This window comes from Pseudalkalibacillus sp. R45 (genome assembly GCF_052246725.1).
Lineage (GTDB): Bacteria > Bacillota > Bacilli > Bacillales > Fictibacillaceae > Pseudalkalibacillus.
Genome location: NZ_JBQQCL010000011.1, coordinates 17,894 through 35,955, shown reverse-complemented (window position 1 = coordinate 35,955; position 18,062 = coordinate 17,894). Strand labels below are relative to the sequence as shown.

Sequence of the window (18,062 nt, the reverse complement as noted above, 5' to 3'; positions counted from 1 at the left end):
GCAGCCATGCGATTCGAAGAAGCTTATTCAGGAAATGTGTTCATAAAGAGTCATCCTAGTTTCGAAGACAGTGAAGCGGTCATTTACGGGATGCCGATGGACTGGACGGTCAGCTTCCGTCCTGGTTCACGATTCGGTCCTGCTAAAATCCGTGAAGTCTCACTCGGCCTCGAAGAATATAGTCCGTACATGGATCGTGAACTTGAGGAAGTACGGTTTTACGATGCAGGGGACATGCCGCTGCCTTTTGGAAATCCGCAGCGCAGTATCGATATGATCGAGGAATATGTAGGGAAAATTTTAGATGTGGGGAAGTTTCCGCTCGGAATCGGCGGGGAGCACCTCGTTTCATGGCCGATCTTTAAAGCACTTCATAAAAAGTATGAGGATTTTGCAGTCATCCATATCGACGCCCATACGGATCTGCGCGAAGACTATGAAGGGGAGCCTTTATCCCATTCGACACCGATTCGTAAAGCATGTGAGCTCATCGGACCGGAGAATGTCTATTCGTTTGGAATCCGTTCTGGAATGAAAGAGGAATTCCAGTATGCGAAAGAGTCAGGCATGTATCTGGCGAAATTCGATGTGGCAGAACCGTTGAAGACGGTACTGCCGAAGCTTGCCGGTCGCAATGTATATGTGACTATCGATATCGATGTGCTCGACCCTGCGCATGCACCAGGCACAGGAACAGCGGAAGCAGGCGGCATCACTTCGAAAGAACTTCTCGAAGCGATCGTGCTCATTGCAAAGTCAGATGTGAAAGTTATCGGTGCAGATCTAGTCGAAGTCGCCCCGGTATATGACCATTCCGAACAAACGCCAATCGCAGCAAGCAAATTCATTAGAGAAATGCTCCTAGGCTGGGTGAAATAAGTTACCTTGAGTTTATAGCCCTTTTAGAAAGATGAACGCTTTCTAAAAGGGTTTTTTACATTTAAAGAAAGTATAAAATACTTTTTTCAATATAAGTGTAACTTAGGTTCAGCCAACGCATAAGGCTTGGCTGAGCCAAGTTTTCTTTACATATCATGTCATGCTGGAAAGGGTAGCCGAAAAAATGGAGGACACCAGAGACCTTATTCGGCTGAAATCATCAGAAAATGGTCGGTAATTTCGCAAATAGCGGAACAGTTGTCCTCTAATTTTATGACGCAGGCAAACAAGTGCCCGATACCATGGATATTTCGACAATATTATCGCTTTATGACAAATAGGAAGTGTGGGGAGGAGATTCATTGCAAAAGTCTAATTAGTTAGGTGGCGATAAATATGGTGGCTTGTGCTATGCCACGATTACATCTTCCATAAGATTGTATAAATGACTTAAGTGAGATAAAGGAGCAAGTACCGTGCAAAGGACACCTTCCGCATTACTGGAGTTCAACCAAACATTCATCGATCAACTTTCGGACGGCTTTTTACAGATCAAGCCAGATGGTTCAATCCTATATGCCAACCAAACGATCAGTAGCTGGATAGGCATAGAAAACGAAGAACTGATCGGGAAAAATATCCTTCAATTCTTCCCGAGCCTGGAGATCAGCCATTTTTATGAGGACATCTGGTTCGAGATGGAGGCAGTCGGGCTTGATCGACATGAGCGCACTGCTGAACTCTACTTCTCAAAAAATTTGAACGGACGGATCGATCTGCTTGTGCGCAAAAAAGAAACTCCAGAAGTCGAGCCGGAAGATGAACAACAGACTCCTCATCATGATTGTGTTTTGCACTCGTTGAATAAAGAGCCATATGAGTCTCTTTTTCATCAGAATATTGTGCCGATCTTTTCAATAAATTTGGAGGGACTAATCACAAATGCTAATCCTGCTGTCCAAAATGTCCTTGGATTCAAAAAAGAGGAGCTTGTTGGAAAAGACGTCTTCACCGCACTTATTGCCAGCCATGATGGGGATGTGGAAACCTGTCTCGAAAATGTCCTGCAAGGAAAACGTATAACCACGGACTTATCGCTTAAAACAAACAATGGGGAAGTGGTCGATTTCCAATTCTCCCATTTGCCGATCTATACCGACCAAAAGGTTTCAGGCGCTTTTTGTATTGCGATGAATAATACGGCTCTGCATCAGGCGCAGCAAGCATTGCTTGAATCTGAATATCGTTACAGACAGCTTGTCGAGCACTCTCCTGATCCGGTTTGTTTGCATGATTCTGAAAGAGTTTTATATGTAAATGATGTGGCTGTCGAGATGCTCGGAATCGAGGACAAATCCGAAATCATCGGGAAAGACCCTGCCCAATTCATTCATCCGAAGTATCAGGAAGAGTCAGAAGCACGTGTCCGAAACGTGATGCAAGGAAAACGATATACGCAATTATTTCCGATCAAATTCGTACGGCCAGATGGACAGATTCTAGAAGCTGAAGGGAAATCAATCCCGATCAAAGAGAATGGGAACACTTACGTTCTCGCTGTGTTCAGGGATGTCACCGAGAAAAATTCAGCGAAAAAATCGCTTCTCCATAGTGAACGTCGTTACCGATCCCTCTTTCAGCATAATCCAGACGGCATCTATTCAATCAATCTTAACGGAGAATTGACAAGCATAAATCCAGCGATCGTTACCATAACAGGATTTACGGAGGAAGAGCAGATTGGAAGGCAATATACAGATTTCCTGCTGGCTGATGAAAAAGAGGAAGTCGTCGCTAATTACGAAAAGATTTTCCGAGGCGAAACGATGAAATTCGAGAAACATATGACACGGAAGGATGGCGAAACGATCACAGTACGTGTTGTTGGATTCCCGATGATCGTCGACGATGAAATCATCGGTATGTACGGGATTCTAAGGGATATATCTGATGAGAAAAAATCACAGGAATTGCTCCGGCGATCAGAAAAACTGACCGTTGTAGGGGAACTGGCTGCAGCAATCGCCCACGAAATCAGGAATCCGTTGACTTCAATCAAAGGGTTTGTCCAGATGATGGAGAACGGGCTTGAGGAGAAAGAGCTTTATTATCAGATCGTCCTATCCGAGCTGGACCGGATCGAACAGATCATCAGCGAATTGCTTTTGCTGGCGAAACCACAAAGCATCTGCTTCGAGAAAAAGAAGGCAGGCAACCTAATCCGTCATGTTTTGAAGCTGTTAGAAGGACAGGCAAACCTTTATAACATCCAATTCATCACAGATCTGGAAGCGGATGCTGCAATGATAGATTGTGAAGAGAATCAATTAAAGCAAGTTTTCATCAATTTGATCAAAAATGCCATCGAAGTCATGCCGGATGGAGGGAAGATTTTCATCTCGTCAAGAATCAGAAAGGATGGGAAACTTTTTATCAGAATCAAAGACCAGGGTCCGGGCATTCCAAAGGACCGCATGTCGAGACTTGGGGAACCTTTTTACACGACAAAAGAAAAAGGCACAGGCCTGGGATTGATGGTCAGTTTCAAAATCATCAAGGATCATAATGGAACAATCCATTTTTCCAGCAGTGAAGAAGAAGGTACCACAGTCGAGGTAATCCTGCCGCTTCCAATTGATGGTTAATGGATATTCCTGCGTATCGCTACCCGATACGGGAGTGATTTCCCGCGTATCGCCCCCCGATACGGAGCAAAAAACAGCAATTACGTATAACAAAACATACTTTATAGAAAAATTTTCCGATGAAACGTCTTAGCGCTGAACCTTGAAAGAGGAGGCGCTTTTTTATTATAATGGGTAAGTTAATGAAGAGAAGGGTGTGAACAGTGTGGATATAACGATACCTATCGAAGTGGATCTACATACAAAAATCACCGAGTCAGGTACAACAGAAGATACTTCATTATCTTCTAGTGGAACGTTATACAGGAAAAATGATGCTGTCTACCTTCGTTATGTAGAAGTAATCAATGAAACGGACAAAGTGAATACGACGATAAAAATTCAAAGCGATGATATCACCATCATCCGCCAGGGAGCAGTGTCGATGCGACAACGGTTCACTCCTGGAATCGAGATGGAAGGTACCTATGAAAGTCCTTATGGTCCAATCCAGATCGCAACCCGGACGGAGAAGGTAGATTTCAATTGGAACGATGCAGAACAGAAGGGTTATTTATTACTGGATTATCAGGTGCTCTTCCAGGGTGAAGAGGCCGGCTACCATCAAATGCTTATCAAGCTGAGAGGGGAAGAAAGATGACGATTGTAGAACAGGTGAAGGAACAACTGAAACAAGAAATCGCTGATTCGGTCGTAAAAGCAGGTTTAACAACAGAAGATCAACTCCCAGAAGTCGTTCTTGAGCTTCCGAAGAACAAAGATCATGGAGATTTCGCGACGAACATGGCGATGCAGCTCGCGCGTATTGCAAAAAAAGCACCACGTCAAATCGCTGAGGAAATGGTTGCGAACTTCGATCAGACGAAAGCCTCGATTGAAAAAATCGAAATCGCAGGACCTGGTTTCATCAATTTTTACCTTGACAACCACTACTTGACCAACCTGATCCCTGCAATAATCGAAGCAGGTGATAAATACGGGGATACTGAAACAGGACAGAACAAGAAGGTCCAGATCGAATTCGTTTCCGCCAACCCGACAGGAAGCCTGCATCTCGGTCATGCACGCGGTGCAGCCGTAGGAGATACACTTTGTAACATACTCGATAAAGCAGGTTATGATGTTTCTCGGGAATATTATATCAATGATGCAGGGAATCAAATTCACAATCTGGCATTATCCCTTGAAGCCCGTTATCTAGAGGCACTCGGCCATGAAGGCGAGATGCCGGCAGACGGATACTACGGCAAAGATATCATCAAGTTCGCAGAAGAGGTAGCAGAAAAGGAAGGCGACAAATATGTCACCTTGAACCAGGAAGAACGCTTACGATTCTTCAGGGAATATGGACTTGAAAAACAGCTTGATAAAATCAAGGAAGATCTGGCAGCGTTCCGTGTCCTTTTCGATCAATGGTATTCAGAAACATCTCTCTATACATCTGGCAAAATCGATGAAGCACTTGAATTGCTGAAGGAAAAAGGTGTCACCTATGAGAAAGATGGCGCGACATGGTTCAGAACAACCGATTATGGAGACGACAAAGATCGGGTGCTGATCAAGAATGACGGAACTTATACGTATTTGACACCTGACCTGGCGTATCACTTCGATAAGTTCAAGCGAGGTTTTGAAACAGTCATCAACATCTGGGGTGCAGACCATCACGGTTATATCCCGCGTATGAAGGCTGCAGTTGAGGCGCTTGGCTATGAGCGTGATCAGCTTGAAGTCCAGATCATCCAGCTCGTCAGTCTTTTCCAAAACGGTGAAAAAGTGAAGATGAGTAAACGGACTGGTAAAGCCGTCACGTTACGGGAACTGATGGATGAAGTCGGTGTCGATGCAATGCGGTATTTCTTCGCAATGCGCAGCGCAGATTCCCATCTAGATTTCGATATGGATCTTGCTGTATCCCGTTCAAACGAAAACCCGGTTTATTACATCCAATACGCGCATGCCCGCGTGTGCAGCATGCTTCGCCAAGGAAAAGAAAAAGGTTATTCATTCGAGGAACAAGTGGACTTTTCCACGATTCGTTCGGAAAAAGAATATGATCTGTTGAAAAAGCTAGGGGAGTTTCCTGAAGCGGTCGAAGAGGCTGCATTGTCCTTGTCGACGCAACGGATGACGAACTACTTGTTTGAGCTTGCCTCGACACTCCATAGCTTTTATAACGCAGAACGGGTTCTTGATGATGAAAACCCTGAACAAAGCAAGGCAAGATATGCATTGATGAAAGCAGTTCAGCAAACGATCAAGAACGGAACAGAATTGATTGGTGTTTCCGCACCAGAAAAAATGTAAGGACATATTTCGTAATGCTCTCTGTCATACTAATTAGCAGAGAGCATTATCTTTTAAAGAAAGACTTTGTAAAATTGTAATGTTGATCAATCGAGAAAATTTCTTAAGTAAAATTCGCGACACTCCAGCGGGAAAAGCGAGCCTAGCGAGACCCCACAGCGAGTAACTCGAAAGGAGGCTCGCGGATCGCCTGCAGAAAGGGAGTGAATTTCGCAGAATCAACAATTACATAACAAAGTGGATGAAATACACTGGAGGATTTTTCATATGAAAATTGCATTATTATCAATATTGTGCGGCTTCATCGTTGGAGTCGTATTCGCCGCATTCAAGCTTCCGATTCCTGCTCCGCCAGCGCTTGCAGGCATCCTTGGGATTGTTGGAATCTACCTCGGCTATAAGTTCGTCATAACGGTAATGCCTCTGCTATTAAATGGATAACCACTGCCATCAACGTTCGCGTTTTTGAAATTGATATGCAACCACCAAAACGTTGTGGCAAAGCCAGATGAAAAGGGGCTTAAACGAGATGTCTGTTAAATTGGTACTAGGCCGTAATATAAGCGTAGAGGATAAGGGGGAAGGGATTCCGATCGTTTTCCTTCATCCTCCTGGACTTGGGAAAAGTGTATTCATGTATCAGTCACATTTATCCACTTCTTATCGGATCATCACCTATGATATGTGTGGACACGGATTCAGTGACCCTGCAAATGGACAAGTCACCATCGAAAGTCTGGCTGAGGAATTGCTTCGATTGCTAGATGAATTGCAAGTGGAAAAAGCGGTCATTTGCGGGTATTCTGCAGGTGGATCGGTCGCGCAGTATTTTGCGATCACATATCCAGATCGGGTTCTCGGACTCATTTTAAGCGGAGGTTTTCCTTATGTGAAAACATTCTTGAAAGCCGAGTTTCTTGCAGGGATGAAGCTATTGCAATTTTCACCTGCACTTCTTTCGAAAATTCTAGTGATAAGTCATGGGAAAAAGAAGGAAGAACAAGAGCGCCTGTGGAAAACAGTGAGAAAGACAAATCAGAAAAATTGGTACAACTTCTATCAAGCCTCATACAACTATTCCTGCCTGAATCAATTAACGAGCATTTCAGTTCCGGTACTCGTCATTTATGGAGATCGTGTCGTGCATATCAAAAACTTTGAAGAAGTGTACAGACACCATTTGCAGCAGCCGCACATCGCCATCGTCAAGAATGCATTCCACGAAGTGCCGATCCGTAAATGGAACATCTTCAACCATCTAGTCCATGAATTCATCAGTGCAGAAATAAGATGACGATATATCTTTCCAGTCAATCGCATACAGTAGTTATACAAGCTGTACTTCAAGGAGGAGAAGCGGATGGACGAAGTGAAGAAGCATCGACGCCCTAGTGTCCAAGTATATGCATCTTTATCGCAGCGTGCATTGGCTATGATTGTAGATCTTGTTGTCGTAACGGCTCCTTTAAGTGCAATCAGTTTTCTCGTTTTCGGGACTTGGAGAGGGGACTGGTTCACGGTAGCTGTAGAAATCTTTTATTGGTTGATCATTCCGGTTTTGACCGGTGGGTACACGATTGGAAAATGGATGGCAGGGATCCGTATCGAAATGCGTAAAGGGACCGATCCAGGAATTTTATGTATGGTCCTAAGATATGGAGTAGTCCCATTCTTTTACGTGATTTCATTTGGGGCGTTGCTTCTCGTCAGTATAGGAATGATGATGATACGTCCTGATCGAAAATCATTGCATGACCTCATCGCGAATACAGTTGTTGTGAAGGACTCCGTTCCGAAATATATACAACAGAACACGAAAGTATCCGCATAATCATTGAAGCTGAATGAGAACAAGCGAGATCAGAAGACCTAGTGAAGTGATGAAACCCACGAGCGGCCCGCCTTTCTTGAATGCCTCGGGCACCATCGTATCAACGACCATCGCGATGATTCCGCCAGCTGCAAAGGCATTGATGATCGAAATTGTTTCAGGCATCGCATTCTTTAGAAATAAATAGCCGGCAAGAGCGCTTAATCCTGTCAAGACAAAGACGGTTGCCCACATACTGAGAATCTTCGTGTGTGAGTAACCGTTCTTTTTTAATCCGACCGTGCTGGAAAGTCCTTCAGGGAAATTGCTGATGAAAACAGCAATGAAAAACAACCAGCCGATTTTACCCTCTTGTAAAATATTGACCCCAATGATGATTGATTCCGGTATTGCATCCAACAACGTTCCGAAAAAGATCGCTAACCCTGAATGGTCCTGTGGATTCCGATCAGAGCTTTTCCGCTTGTGTCCACCTTTTTTGTATAAATAGAGATTGAAGCTTGTGAACGCGATGCTTCCGCATAAAAATCCAATTGTGGTGGCTATGATTCCGCCTCTTTCAACAGATTCAGTCAAAAGCTCAAAGGCAGCAGCACCAAGTAAGATTCCTGCACCGAAAGCCATGATCATCGCAATATACTTTTCGCGAAACTTGACTCTGAGGCCAGTCAATGCACCAAGGAAAACTGACGAACCAGCAATCGCTCCCACAAATAAGGCGAGCCACATCACACTTCATCCTTTTTGTTTGAATTTCAAAGAAACTTTCAAGTCTTTACGATCGTTAGTGTTTTGGTCACGTCTTTGAGAACTCCTGTTGATTTTAAACGAAATTTACGACACTCCTGCGGGAAAAACGAGCCAGGAGAGACCCCAAAGTTTTAAAAGGATCTTCGACTAAAAACCACCACGTCCTGCGGTGAACGTCGAAGCCAGCATAAGGAAAGCTTCTTAGAATCCCCATCGCAGACACGAAAATGATTTCATTTTTGTGTTGACATCCTGTGCAAGTGAGGAGGCTCTCGGTTCGCCCGCGGAAAGGGAGTAAATTTTGAAGTAAATCAACAACATGATTTAGCATAACCTTATCTAAAGAAAACGGGAGATTGAAAGCGCAAGTAATCCTTTGCCTTTTTCCAAAATTGAGCGTTTACGTAGATCCGGCAGTGTCAAACGTTCGGATTGTTGAAGATCAAACTCGAGTACCCTTTCGATCTTTTGGATCAGTGAAGTTGAAGTGAAGAGACAGTTCACTTCATTGTTCAAATAAAAGCTCCGTTTATCGAAATTCGCTGTCCCGAGATCGCAGAACTTCCGATCGATCAAGAAGACTTTGGAATGGTAGAAGCCCGGGTAATAGCGGTACACTTCAACACCAGCTGCAAGGAGCGGAAGAAGATAGGGGATCGCTGCTTCCTTCACGAAAGCGTGATCCGATCGCATTGGAATCAAGATCGTCACTCTGATCCCCTTTTTGCTTGCTTTTTTCAATGCCTGGACAAGTCTCTTCCCGGGGATAAAATATGGTGAACCGATGAAAATCGATTTTTCCGCTTCCTCGATTTTGTTCAAAAAGAACTCTTCCATTTGTTCACCGTTGGTCGCAAGCAATGCGAAGGCTTCATCGCCAGTATCCTCAGTGGCGAGAGGTGTGATTTCGAGAGATGCTCCAGTCGATTTCTTCCAATCCCATTGGATCAATTTAACGAATTGCTCGACCACCTTTCCGGTCAATCTCAAATGATAGTCCCGCCAATGGCCAAGCTTTGGATTTTTTCCGATGTATTCTTCGCCGATGTTATAACCGCCAATATAAGCGATCGTTCCATCGACCACTGTGATTTTCCGATGGTTCCGGCGGTTGAATGTATAAAAAAGAAAAGGAAGTTGAGGCGGTTCGGTCTGCAATATTTTGATCCCGTAGGATTTGAGGTTCTCAAGTGTTTTTTTAGGCAACTGGTAACTTCCGATTGCATCAAACACTAAATAAACAGTCACACCATCAGAAGCTTTCTTTTTCACGATTTGGAACAATTCTTGCCCAAGCGGATCATTCCGGATGATATAAAACTGAACGTATATGAAAGACTTTGCTTCCTTCAAGTCGGCAAATAATTTTGAAAAGAAAGGGACGCCCTCAGAGATCAACTCGGCTTTTCCTCGTTCAGGGGGGAGGTAGAGCTGATTCGTTTCTTTTGAGTGATTTTTCCATCCTAGATAAAAGTCGATCGAAGCCCAAAGAATGAGCCATGCGATGATTACAACGATAGTCATGAACATTTTCTCAGCACACCTCAAATGACAGACGATTTGTGCTCTTACTATTCCCAATCAAAGCCTTATCTATCATGGCTGTTTTCTAAAAGATTGTTGCTTTTGGGTCATTTTGGTAATGAACCACCATGTGCAAGTTGATTGGAGAGTAAGGTGCGAGACTTCTGTGGGATCAGCGTGCCTACTACCTGAATAATCTCCTCGTAAGGCATGCGACGAGGAAGCTCGCTTCGACAGGACTTTCTTGTAGACGCAGGAGCACAAATGCTTCCTTGAAAAGGAGACTCCTGAGGTCGCAAGGCGACGAGCGGGCTCACCGCACTCCCCGCGGATAGCGAGCATCCTGGAGCGGAAATCAACAACTTTTAAAGAAAACTTGGCGAGACCATGCCTTTTGTAGGTCGAGCCTTAGTTGCCCTTATACTGAAGAAAGTATTTTATACTTCTTTAAGTGCAAAATCAACAAAGTTTACGAATACAGCCTTTACAAAAAAGGTGTCTATCAAAAAATAAGGAAGAAGGGATACAATAGAGATTTGAAATTTTTCGGAAAAAATTCGTCGACTGAATGCTCATTCATTAAAATTTATGCTATAATAATGTCAGAAAATTAGTTTCATTCTGAATTGAGGTCCTAATAATCATTACTATTGTAACCACATGAGAAACTGAAGGGGGCTATACGAAATCATGGATACATTATTGATCATCAACTGGCTTGCATTCCTTTTTGTAACCGCTTACGGAATTTATTTGTTCGCTTATGTTGTGAGAACGCGATATGAGTATATCAAGCTAGGGAAGAAAGCTGAATTCGACCATACGATGAAAGAACGTCTTCAATCGATTTTAGTGAACGTATTTGGTCAAAAAAAGCTATTGAAGGATAAGAAAAGCGGCATCATCCATGTCATGATGTTCTATGGGTTCATCATGGTGCAGTTCGGTGCCATTGATATGATTTGGAAAGGGCTGAAGCCGGAATCGCACCTGCCGTTTGGTCCGTTATATCCAGCGTTCACGTTGTTCCAGGAGTTTGTGACGCTGATGATCCTTGTAGCGGTGCTTTGGGCATTTTACCGCCGTTATATTGAAAAGCTCGTCCGTTTGAAGCGCGGATTTAAAGCTGGACTAGTCCTATTATTCATCGGAGGGTTGATGCTTTCCGTCTTGTTCGGAAACGGTATGGAGATCATCTGGCATGACCTTGAGCTCTCTTGGACAGCACCAGTGGCAAGTACGATCGCCTTTTTATTCGGATGGGTTGGAAAGACTGGTGCAGTCGTTTTGTTCTATGTGTCCTGGTGGGTCCATCTGTTGATTTTGCTCACATTCTTAGTCTACGTACCGCAATCGAAGCATGCTCATTTGATTGCAGGACCGATCAACGTATTCCTTGGTCGTACACATAAGGTGGGAAGACTGGCGGCAATTGACTTTGAAGATGAATCACAAGAAACATTCGGTGTCGGTAAGGTTGAGGAATTCAACCAGAAACAGCTCGTGGACTTGTATGCATGTGTCGAATGTGGACGCTGTACCAACGTCTGTCCTGCGACAGGTACCGGAAAAATGCTTTCGCCGATGGATTTGATCATAAAAATACGTGACCATCTAACGGAAAAGGGTGCAGCGATCACTTCACGTACACCATGGGTTCCGGCGGTCGCATTCAATAATACGACCGGTAACCAGCTCGCGATCGCTGCGCAAGGGAAAGGAAATCAAGAAACAGCTGCAGCCGTAGAAGAAGGCAGCCGTGGGTTTGAATATACGATCGACTTGATTGGCGATGTCATCACTGAAGAAGAAATCTGGGCTTGTACGACTTGTCGTAACTGTGAAGACCAATGCCCTGTCATGAATGAACACGTCGACAAGATCATCGATATGAGACGTTACCTCGTATTGACAGAAGGAAAGATGGATGCAGATGGACAGCGCGCGATCCAGAACATCGAACGTCAAGGAAATCCTTGGGGACTCAGCCGTAAGGAACGTGAAGATTGGCGCGACGGACATGAAGATGTCCATATCCCGACTGTAAAAGAAGTTGAAAAAGCAGGAGAAGAGTTCGAGTACCTCTTCTGGGTCAGCTCAATGGGCTCTTATGACAACCGTAGTCAAAAAATCGCGCTGTCACTAGCTCGCATGTTGAACTCGGCTGGCATCAAGTTCGCGATCCTCGGTAACAAAGAAAAGAACTCTGGTGACACGCCACGCCGTATCGGAAACGAGTTCTTGTTCCAGGAAATCGCGACGAAAAATATCGAGCTGTTCAAAAAGCATGATGTGGAGAAGATCATCACGATCGATCCGCATGCCTATAACACGTTTAAAAATGAATACCCTGACTTCGGTCTTGAAGACGTTAAAGTCTATCACCATACAGAGCTGTTGGCAGAATGGATTCGAGAAGGTCGCTTGAAGCCGACGCATGAAGTCGATGAGACGATCACCTATCACGATTCTTGCTACCTCGGACGTTACAACGAGGTTTATGAACCACCTCGTGACATTTTGAAAGCGATTCCGGGTGTCAAGGTCGTCGAGATGAACCGCAGCCGCCAAAACGGAATGTGCTGTGGTGCTGGTGGCGGTATGATGTGGATGGAAGAGGACGCTGGCAACCGTGTCAATGTCGCACGTACAGAGCAGGCACTTGAAGTGAATCCGACCATGATCGGAAGCGGATGTCCTTACTGCTTGACGATGTTGAGTGACGGAACGAAAGCGAAGGAAGTCGAAGATAATGTCCAGACGCTAGACGTCGTGGAAATTTTAGAGAAATCCGTACTGGGTGATGAAAAACAGCGTATCGCGCAATAACCGGATTAGGAGAAGAAGATCAGAGACGGTGTGGATCGTCTCCTGATCTCTTTCTAATGACAACGGTCCGATTGAGCGTTCGCTCGAAAGTTTTGTGTTGTAAAAAGTTTCATTTTCTAAAAGGCTCTTTTCTAAAAGATTATTGATTTTTGAGTTATTTTTAAATAATCACCTTGTGCAAGTTGATTGGAGAGCAAGGTGCGGGACTCCTGCGGGATCAGCGTGCCTACTACCTGAATAATCTCCTCGCAAGGCATGCGACGAGGAAGCTCGCTTCGACAGGACTTTCTTGTAGACGCAGGAGCACAAATGCTTCCTTGAAAAGGAGACTCCTGAGGTCACAAGGGGACGAGTGGGCTCACCGCACGCCCCGCGGAAATCAACGACTTTCAAGAGCAACAAAGTTTGCGAATACAGCCTTCTAAAATTACGCAGCGTTTTTAAAAATATCCACCTGGTTTGATGAAAAAAAGGAGGAATTACACATGGGGAAGACAGTAATCGTTAGCGGCGTGAGAACGCCATTCGGCAAGTTCGGCGGAGCACTCAGTTCACTTACCGCTTCACAACTTGGAGGAGTTGCAATCAAGGAAGCACTGGTACGCGCTGGCATTTCACCAAAGGATGTCGATGAGGTGATCATGGGGTCCGTCCTACAGGCGGGCCAGGGGCAAATCCCGTCTCGTCAAGCAGCGAACTACGCGGATATCCCGTGGGAAGTCAAAACGGAAACGATCAACAAAGTGTGTGCTTCTGGTATGCGAAGCGTGACGCTTGCAGACCAGATCATTCGTGCTGGTGATGAAGAAGTGATCGTTGCAGGGGGTATGGAGTCGATGAGCAATGCTCCGTATATGATGCCGAAAGCACGTTGGGGATTACGGATGGGTGATGCGAAAGTCGTCGATTCCATGGTATCTGACGGCCTCACATGTTCCTTCAAAGGTGTCCACATGGGGAATTACGGGAACTCGACAGCAAACGAATACGGTCTCACGAGAGAAAAGCAGGATGAGTGGGCTTACCACAGCCATCAACGTGCTGTATCAGCAATTGAAGAAGGAAGGCTGTCAGAAGAGATCGTAGCGGTGGAAGTGCCGCAGCGTAAAGGTGACCCGCTCGTCGTTGAACAAGATGAAGCACCGCGAAAAGACACGACAGTCGAACGACTCGGAAGCCTGAAGCCGGTTTTCGACCCACAAGGCTCGATTACAGCCGGCAATGCACCTGGTGTCAACGATGGTGCAGGAGCGCTCGTTCTCATGTCAGAAGAACGTGCGAAAATAGAAGGCAAACAAGTGATGGCAACGATCCTTGGTCATACAGCGATCGCGATGGAACCTGAAAACTTCCCGCAAACACCGGGTGTCGTAATCAACGAACTTTTAAAGAAGACAGAAAAATCATTAGATGAAATCGATCTGTTCGAAGTGAACGAAGCATTTGCTGCAGTAGCTCTTGTCAGCTCGCAAATCGCAGAGCTTGATCCGGAAAAAGTGAACGTCAACGGCGGCGCGGTCGCACTCGGACACCCGATCGGGGCAAGCGGAGCAAGAATCATCATCACGTTGATCCATGAATTGAAGCGTCGCGGCGGTGGAATCGGAATCGCAGCCATTTGCAGTGGCGGTGGTCAAGGCGATGCTGTCATGGTCGAAGTAGAGAAGCAATAAAACGAGGAGGATCCACATGCAAATCAAAAAAGTAATGGTAGTCGGAGCAGGACAGATGGGAGCAGGAATCGCACAGGTCTTCGCTCAAGCGGATTTTAGCGTGGTTTTACATGACTTGAAAGAAGATATTGTACAAAAAGGAATGGCTTATATCACGAAGAACATGAACCGCCAAGTGGAAAAAGAGCGGATGACAAGAGAACAGGCGGATGCGGTAATAAGCCGTTTGGTCCTTTCCACTGACCTGAATAACGCATCGGATGTCGACCTTGTCGTCGAAGCAGTGGTCGAAAATATTGATATCAAAAGCAAGCTCTTCACGCACCTTGATGAAATTGCTCCCGAACATGCCATTCTTGCGACGAATACATCATCTTTACCGATTACAGAAATCGCGGCGTCGACAAATCGTCCAGAAAAAGTGATTGGCATGCACTTCATGAATCCGGTTCCGGTCATGAAACTTGTTGAAATCATCCGCGGGCTCGCTACAACGGATGAAACCTATAAAGTGATCGAAGATACGACGAAAGCACTCAATAAAGTACCTGTTGAAGTGAATGACTTCCCTGGTTTCGTGTCAAACCGTATCCTGATGCCGATGATCAACGAAGCAATCTACACAGTGTATGAAGGTGTGGCTGAGCCTGAAGCGATTGATGAAGTGATGAAACTCGGTATGAACCACCCAATGGGACCATTGACACTCGCTGATTTCATCGGTCTGGATACGTGCCTGTATATTATGGAAACGCTTTACGAAGGATTCGGTGACGATAAATACCGCCCATGTCCATTGCTGCGTAAATATGTGAAAGCAGGCTGGCTAGGTAAGAAAACCGGCAAAGGATTTTATGAGTACAACTAGCCGTTGTGCATCGAAAGGGGGAGGACGATGAATCTTCGTTTTACAGAAGAACAAGAAATGATGCGTAAGATGGTCCGCGATTTTGCTGAAGCGGAAATCCGCCCGATTTTAGAGGATATGGATGAAAAGGACAAATTCCCAAGAGCGGTCATTGATAAAATGGGTGAGCTCGGGTTGATGGGTATTCCGGTCCCTGAAGAATACGGCGGAGCAGGGATGGATTTTACATCCTATATCATTGCGATCAACGAACTTTCAAGGGTCAGTGCAACAGTCGGCGTCATTTTATCGGTGCATACGTCTGTAGGGACGAATCCGATTTATTACTTCGGTACGGAGGAACAGAAGAAAAAATATGTGCCGAAGCTCGCGAGCGGCCAATACCTTGGGGCATTCGGGCTGACAGAACCGAGCGCTGGGTCCGATGCAGGCGGATTGAAGACAAGAGCTGTCCGAGATGGGGATCATTACATTCTGAACGGATCGAAGGTTTTCATCACAAACGCTGGTGAAGCGGATGTCTATATCGTTTTTGCATCGACGGATCCAGGTGAAGGAAGCCGTGGTATTACAGCTTTTATCGTTGAAAAAGATACACCAGGCTTTGTAGTCGGTAAGAAAGAGAAAAAGATGGGGCTGAACGGTTCAAACACAAGCCAGCTCATCTTCGAGGACTGCCGTGTACCGGCGGAAAACCGTCTGGGTGAAGAAGGAATGGGCTTTAAAATTGCAATGGCAAACCTTGATATCGGACGGATCGGAATCGCGGCTCAGGCAATGGGAATCGCTGAAGCGGCTCTTGAGTACTCCACAGCCTATGCAAAAGAACGTCAGCAGTTTGGTAAGCCGATCGGCTTACAGCAAGGCGTCGGATTTAAGCTTGCTGACATGGCTACCCAGGTTGAAGGTGCGAAGTTACTGACCTATAAAGCTGCGAATCTGAAATCACTCGGAAAACCTTGTGGAAAGGATGCTTCCATGGCGAAGCTCTTCGCATCGACTATTGCGACCAAAGCAGCAATTGAAGCAGTCCAAGTACACGGCGGGTATGGCTATACAAAGGAATACCCTGTCGAACGGCTTTTCCGAGATGCGAAAGTTTGTGAAATCTATGAAGGCACGAGCGAGATACAGCGGTTAGTTATAAGCAAGCATTTGATGAACAGCTGAATCAGCGAATGATAAACTGCGAATTTCCGCGTTACTTGGTTTTTCCGGTCCTTCGACGTACAGGATGTACTAGGACCGGCGTTGTCAAAGGACGTGACGGTTTTAGCCGGTTTCATTATCCGGTCGTCAAAACCATCGTGCCTTGAACTTCTTGTCTCTAATTCGCTGATTTTCAGAGGTGATAAACGGCGAAGATGATCTCTGAGATGAGAACTGAACAGATTATCTTGAGAAGTGAACAAATTATTCGGGAAAGTGAACAGAAAAAATGGAAAAGTGAACAAATTATCTGAGAAGTGAACAGATTAATCACAAAAGTGAACAGAATAACGCGAGAAGTGAACAGAATATCTTGAAAACTGAACAGAATAACCCGAAAACTGAACAGATTACCCAGAATGTGACCAAATAAATAAACTTAGTGGATAAGGGAGAGGGAAGCATGCAATTTCAACTTTCAGAAGAACATGAAATGCTTAGGAAGATGGTCCGTGATTTTGCGAAGAACGAGGTGGAACCGACAGCTGCAGAACGTGATGAGGAAGAACGCTTCGACCGTTCGCTATTCGATCAGATGGCAGAACTCGGTCTTACAGGTATTCCTTGGCCGGAAGAGTACGGCGGAATCGGTTCGGATTACCTGAGCTACGTCATTGCAGTGGAAGAATTATCACGTGTCTGTGCGTCAACAGGGGTAACCCTATCTGCACATACGTCACTTGCAGGCTGGCCGGTCTATAAATTCGGTACAGAAGAGCAGAAGCAGAAATTCCTGCGTCCTATGGCTGAAGGGAAAAAGCTTGGTGCATACGGTCTGACTGAACCGGGATCCGGATCTGACGCGGCTAAAATGAAAACGACAGCACGCCTTGACGGTGATGAGTACGTGTTGAACGGTTCGAAAATTTTCATCACGAATGGTGGAGACGCTGAAATCTATGTCGTGTTCGCAGTAACCGACGCTGAGAAGAAGCACAAAGGGATCTCCGCATTCATCGTGGAAAAAGGAACGCCTGGATTCTCTTTCGGTAAAAAGGAAAAGAAACTCGGCATCCGTTCCTCCCCGACATTGGAGATCATTTTTGAAGATTGCCGCGTTCCAGTTGAAAACCGCTTAGGTGAAGAAGGCGAAGGTTTTAAAATCGCGATGCAGACACTGGACGGCGGTCGTAACGGGATCGCAGCACAAGCAGTCGGAATCGCGCAGGGTGCACTGGATGCGTCAACCAGCTACGCGAAAGAGCGTCAGCAGTTCGGTAAACCGATCGGTTTGCAGCAGGGAATCGGGTTTAAATTAGCGGACATGGCGACGAAGGTTGAAGCTGCAAGACTTTTAACCTATCAAGCGGCTTGGAAAGAGAGCGAAGGTATGCCATATGGTAAAGAGTCCGCGATGTCGAAGCTGTTTGCCGGTGATATCGCGATGGAAGTGACGACAGAAGCGGTGCAAGTGTATGGCGGTTATGGCTATACGAAGGACTATCCGGTAGAACGTTACATGCGTGATGCGAAAATCACTCAAATCTACGAAGGAACAAACGAAATCCAGCGACTCGTCATTTCGAGAATGCTTCTGGCAGATTGAT

At 45.4% G+C, this 18,062-nt stretch carries 15 protein-coding genes; 12 read left to right on the top strand and 3 right to left on the bottom strand.

Annotation, left to right across the window (positions count from 1 at the left end; all coding sequences use genetic code 11):
* The first annotated feature begins 6 nt into the window (after window positions 1-6).
* The 7 genes from speB to ACTWQL_RS17195 all read left to right on the top strand — a co-directional run bounded on the left by speB (window position 7) and on the right by ACTWQL_RS17195 (window position 7,662).
* Window positions 7-879, top strand: a complete 873-nt coding sequence (speB, locus tag ACTWQL_RS17225; protein WP_443143666.1) for an agmatinase — start codon at window positions 7-9, stop codon at window positions 877-879.
* 476 nt (window positions 880-1,355) lie between these two features.
* A complete protein-coding gene (locus ACTWQL_RS17220; RefSeq protein ID WP_443143665.1) occupies window positions 1,356-3,524 on the top strand; it encodes a PAS domain S-box protein in 2,169 nt (722 codons plus the stop codon).
* Between the two features lie 205 nt (window positions 3,525-3,729).
* Complete coding sequence (locus ACTWQL_RS17215) at window positions 3,730-4,164, top strand: DUF1934 domain-containing protein (protein ID WP_443143664.1); 435 nt, start codon at window positions 3,730-3,732, stop codon at window positions 4,162-4,164.
* On the top strand, window positions 4,161-5,831 hold the full coding sequence (gene argS, locus ACTWQL_RS17210; RefSeq protein WP_443143663.1) for an arginine--tRNA ligase: 1,671 nt from the start codon (window positions 4,161-4,163) through the stop codon (window positions 5,829-5,831). The genes ACTWQL_RS17215 and argS overlap by 4 nt, the downstream gene beginning before the upstream one ends.
* Before the next feature lie 267 nt (window positions 5,832-6,098).
* The gene (locus ACTWQL_RS17205; RefSeq protein ID WP_261131135.1) at window positions 6,099-6,272 is read left to right on the top strand and encodes a XapX domain-containing protein; all 174 of its coding nucleotides are present in this window, start codon (window positions 6,099-6,101) and stop codon (window positions 6,270-6,272) included.
* A gap of 88 nt (window positions 6,273-6,360) precedes the next feature.
* A complete protein-coding gene (locus ACTWQL_RS17200) occupies window positions 6,361-7,125 on the top strand; it encodes an alpha/beta fold hydrolase (protein WP_443143662.1) in 765 nt (254 codons plus the stop codon).
* 66 nt (window positions 7,126-7,191) lie between these two features.
* Complete coding sequence (locus ACTWQL_RS17195) at window positions 7,192-7,662, top strand: RDD family protein (protein WP_443143661.1); 471 nt, start codon at window positions 7,192-7,194, stop codon at window positions 7,660-7,662.
* Here ACTWQL_RS17195 and ACTWQL_RS17190 read toward each other — a convergent pair whose 3' ends face one another.
* Both ACTWQL_RS17190 and cls read right to left on the bottom strand, forming a co-directional pair.
* Window positions 7,663-8,391, bottom strand: coding sequence for a ZIP family metal transporter (locus ACTWQL_RS17190; RefSeq protein WP_443143660.1), 729 nt, complete (start codon window positions 8,389-8,391; stop codon window positions 7,663-7,665).
* Between the two features lie 360 nt (window positions 8,392-8,751).
* Entirely contained in the window at window positions 8,752-9,942 is a 1,191-nt protein-coding gene (gene cls / locus ACTWQL_RS17185) for a cardiolipin synthase (protein ID WP_443143659.1), read from the bottom strand.
* Window positions 9,943-10,626: 684 nt separating this feature from the next.
* Between cls and ACTWQL_RS17180 the strand changes: the two genes are divergently transcribed.
* Entirely contained in the window at window positions 10,627-12,765 is a 2,139-nt protein-coding gene (locus ACTWQL_RS17180) for a (Fe-S)-binding protein (protein WP_443143658.1), read from the top strand.
* Between the two features lie 131 nt (window positions 12,766-12,896).
* Here ACTWQL_RS17180 and ACTWQL_RS17175 read toward each other — a convergent pair whose 3' ends face one another.
* A complete protein-coding gene (locus ACTWQL_RS17175) occupies window positions 12,897-13,022 on the bottom strand; it encodes a hypothetical protein (RefSeq protein WP_443143657.1) in 126 nt (41 codons plus the stop codon).
* 228 nt (window positions 13,023-13,250) lie between these two features.
* On the opposite strand from ACTWQL_RS17175, the gene ACTWQL_RS17170 reads away from it, so the two are divergent.
* The 4 genes from ACTWQL_RS17170 to ACTWQL_RS17155 all read left to right on the top strand — a co-directional run bounded on the left by ACTWQL_RS17170 (window position 13,251) and on the right by ACTWQL_RS17155 (window position 18,061).
* On the top strand, window positions 13,251-14,438 hold the full coding sequence (locus ACTWQL_RS17170) for an acetyl-CoA C-acetyltransferase (RefSeq protein WP_443143656.1): 1,188 nt from the start codon (window positions 13,251-13,253) through the stop codon (window positions 14,436-14,438).
* Between the two features lie 16 nt (window positions 14,439-14,454).
* Window positions 14,455-15,306, top strand: coding sequence for a 3-hydroxybutyryl-CoA dehydrogenase (locus ACTWQL_RS17165; protein WP_443143655.1), 852 nt, complete (start codon window positions 14,455-14,457; stop codon window positions 15,304-15,306).
* 27 nt (window positions 15,307-15,333) lie between these two features.
* On the top strand, window positions 15,334-16,476 hold the full coding sequence (locus ACTWQL_RS17160; RefSeq protein ID WP_443143654.1) for an acyl-CoA dehydrogenase: 1,143 nt from the start codon (window positions 15,334-15,336) through the stop codon (window positions 16,474-16,476).
* A 442-nt stretch (window positions 16,477-16,918) separates the two neighbouring features.
* Window positions 16,919-18,061, top strand: coding sequence for an acyl-CoA dehydrogenase (locus ACTWQL_RS17155; protein WP_443143653.1), 1,143 nt, complete (start codon window positions 16,919-16,921; stop codon window positions 18,059-18,061).
* The last annotated feature ends 1 nt before the right edge of the window (window position 18,062 follow it).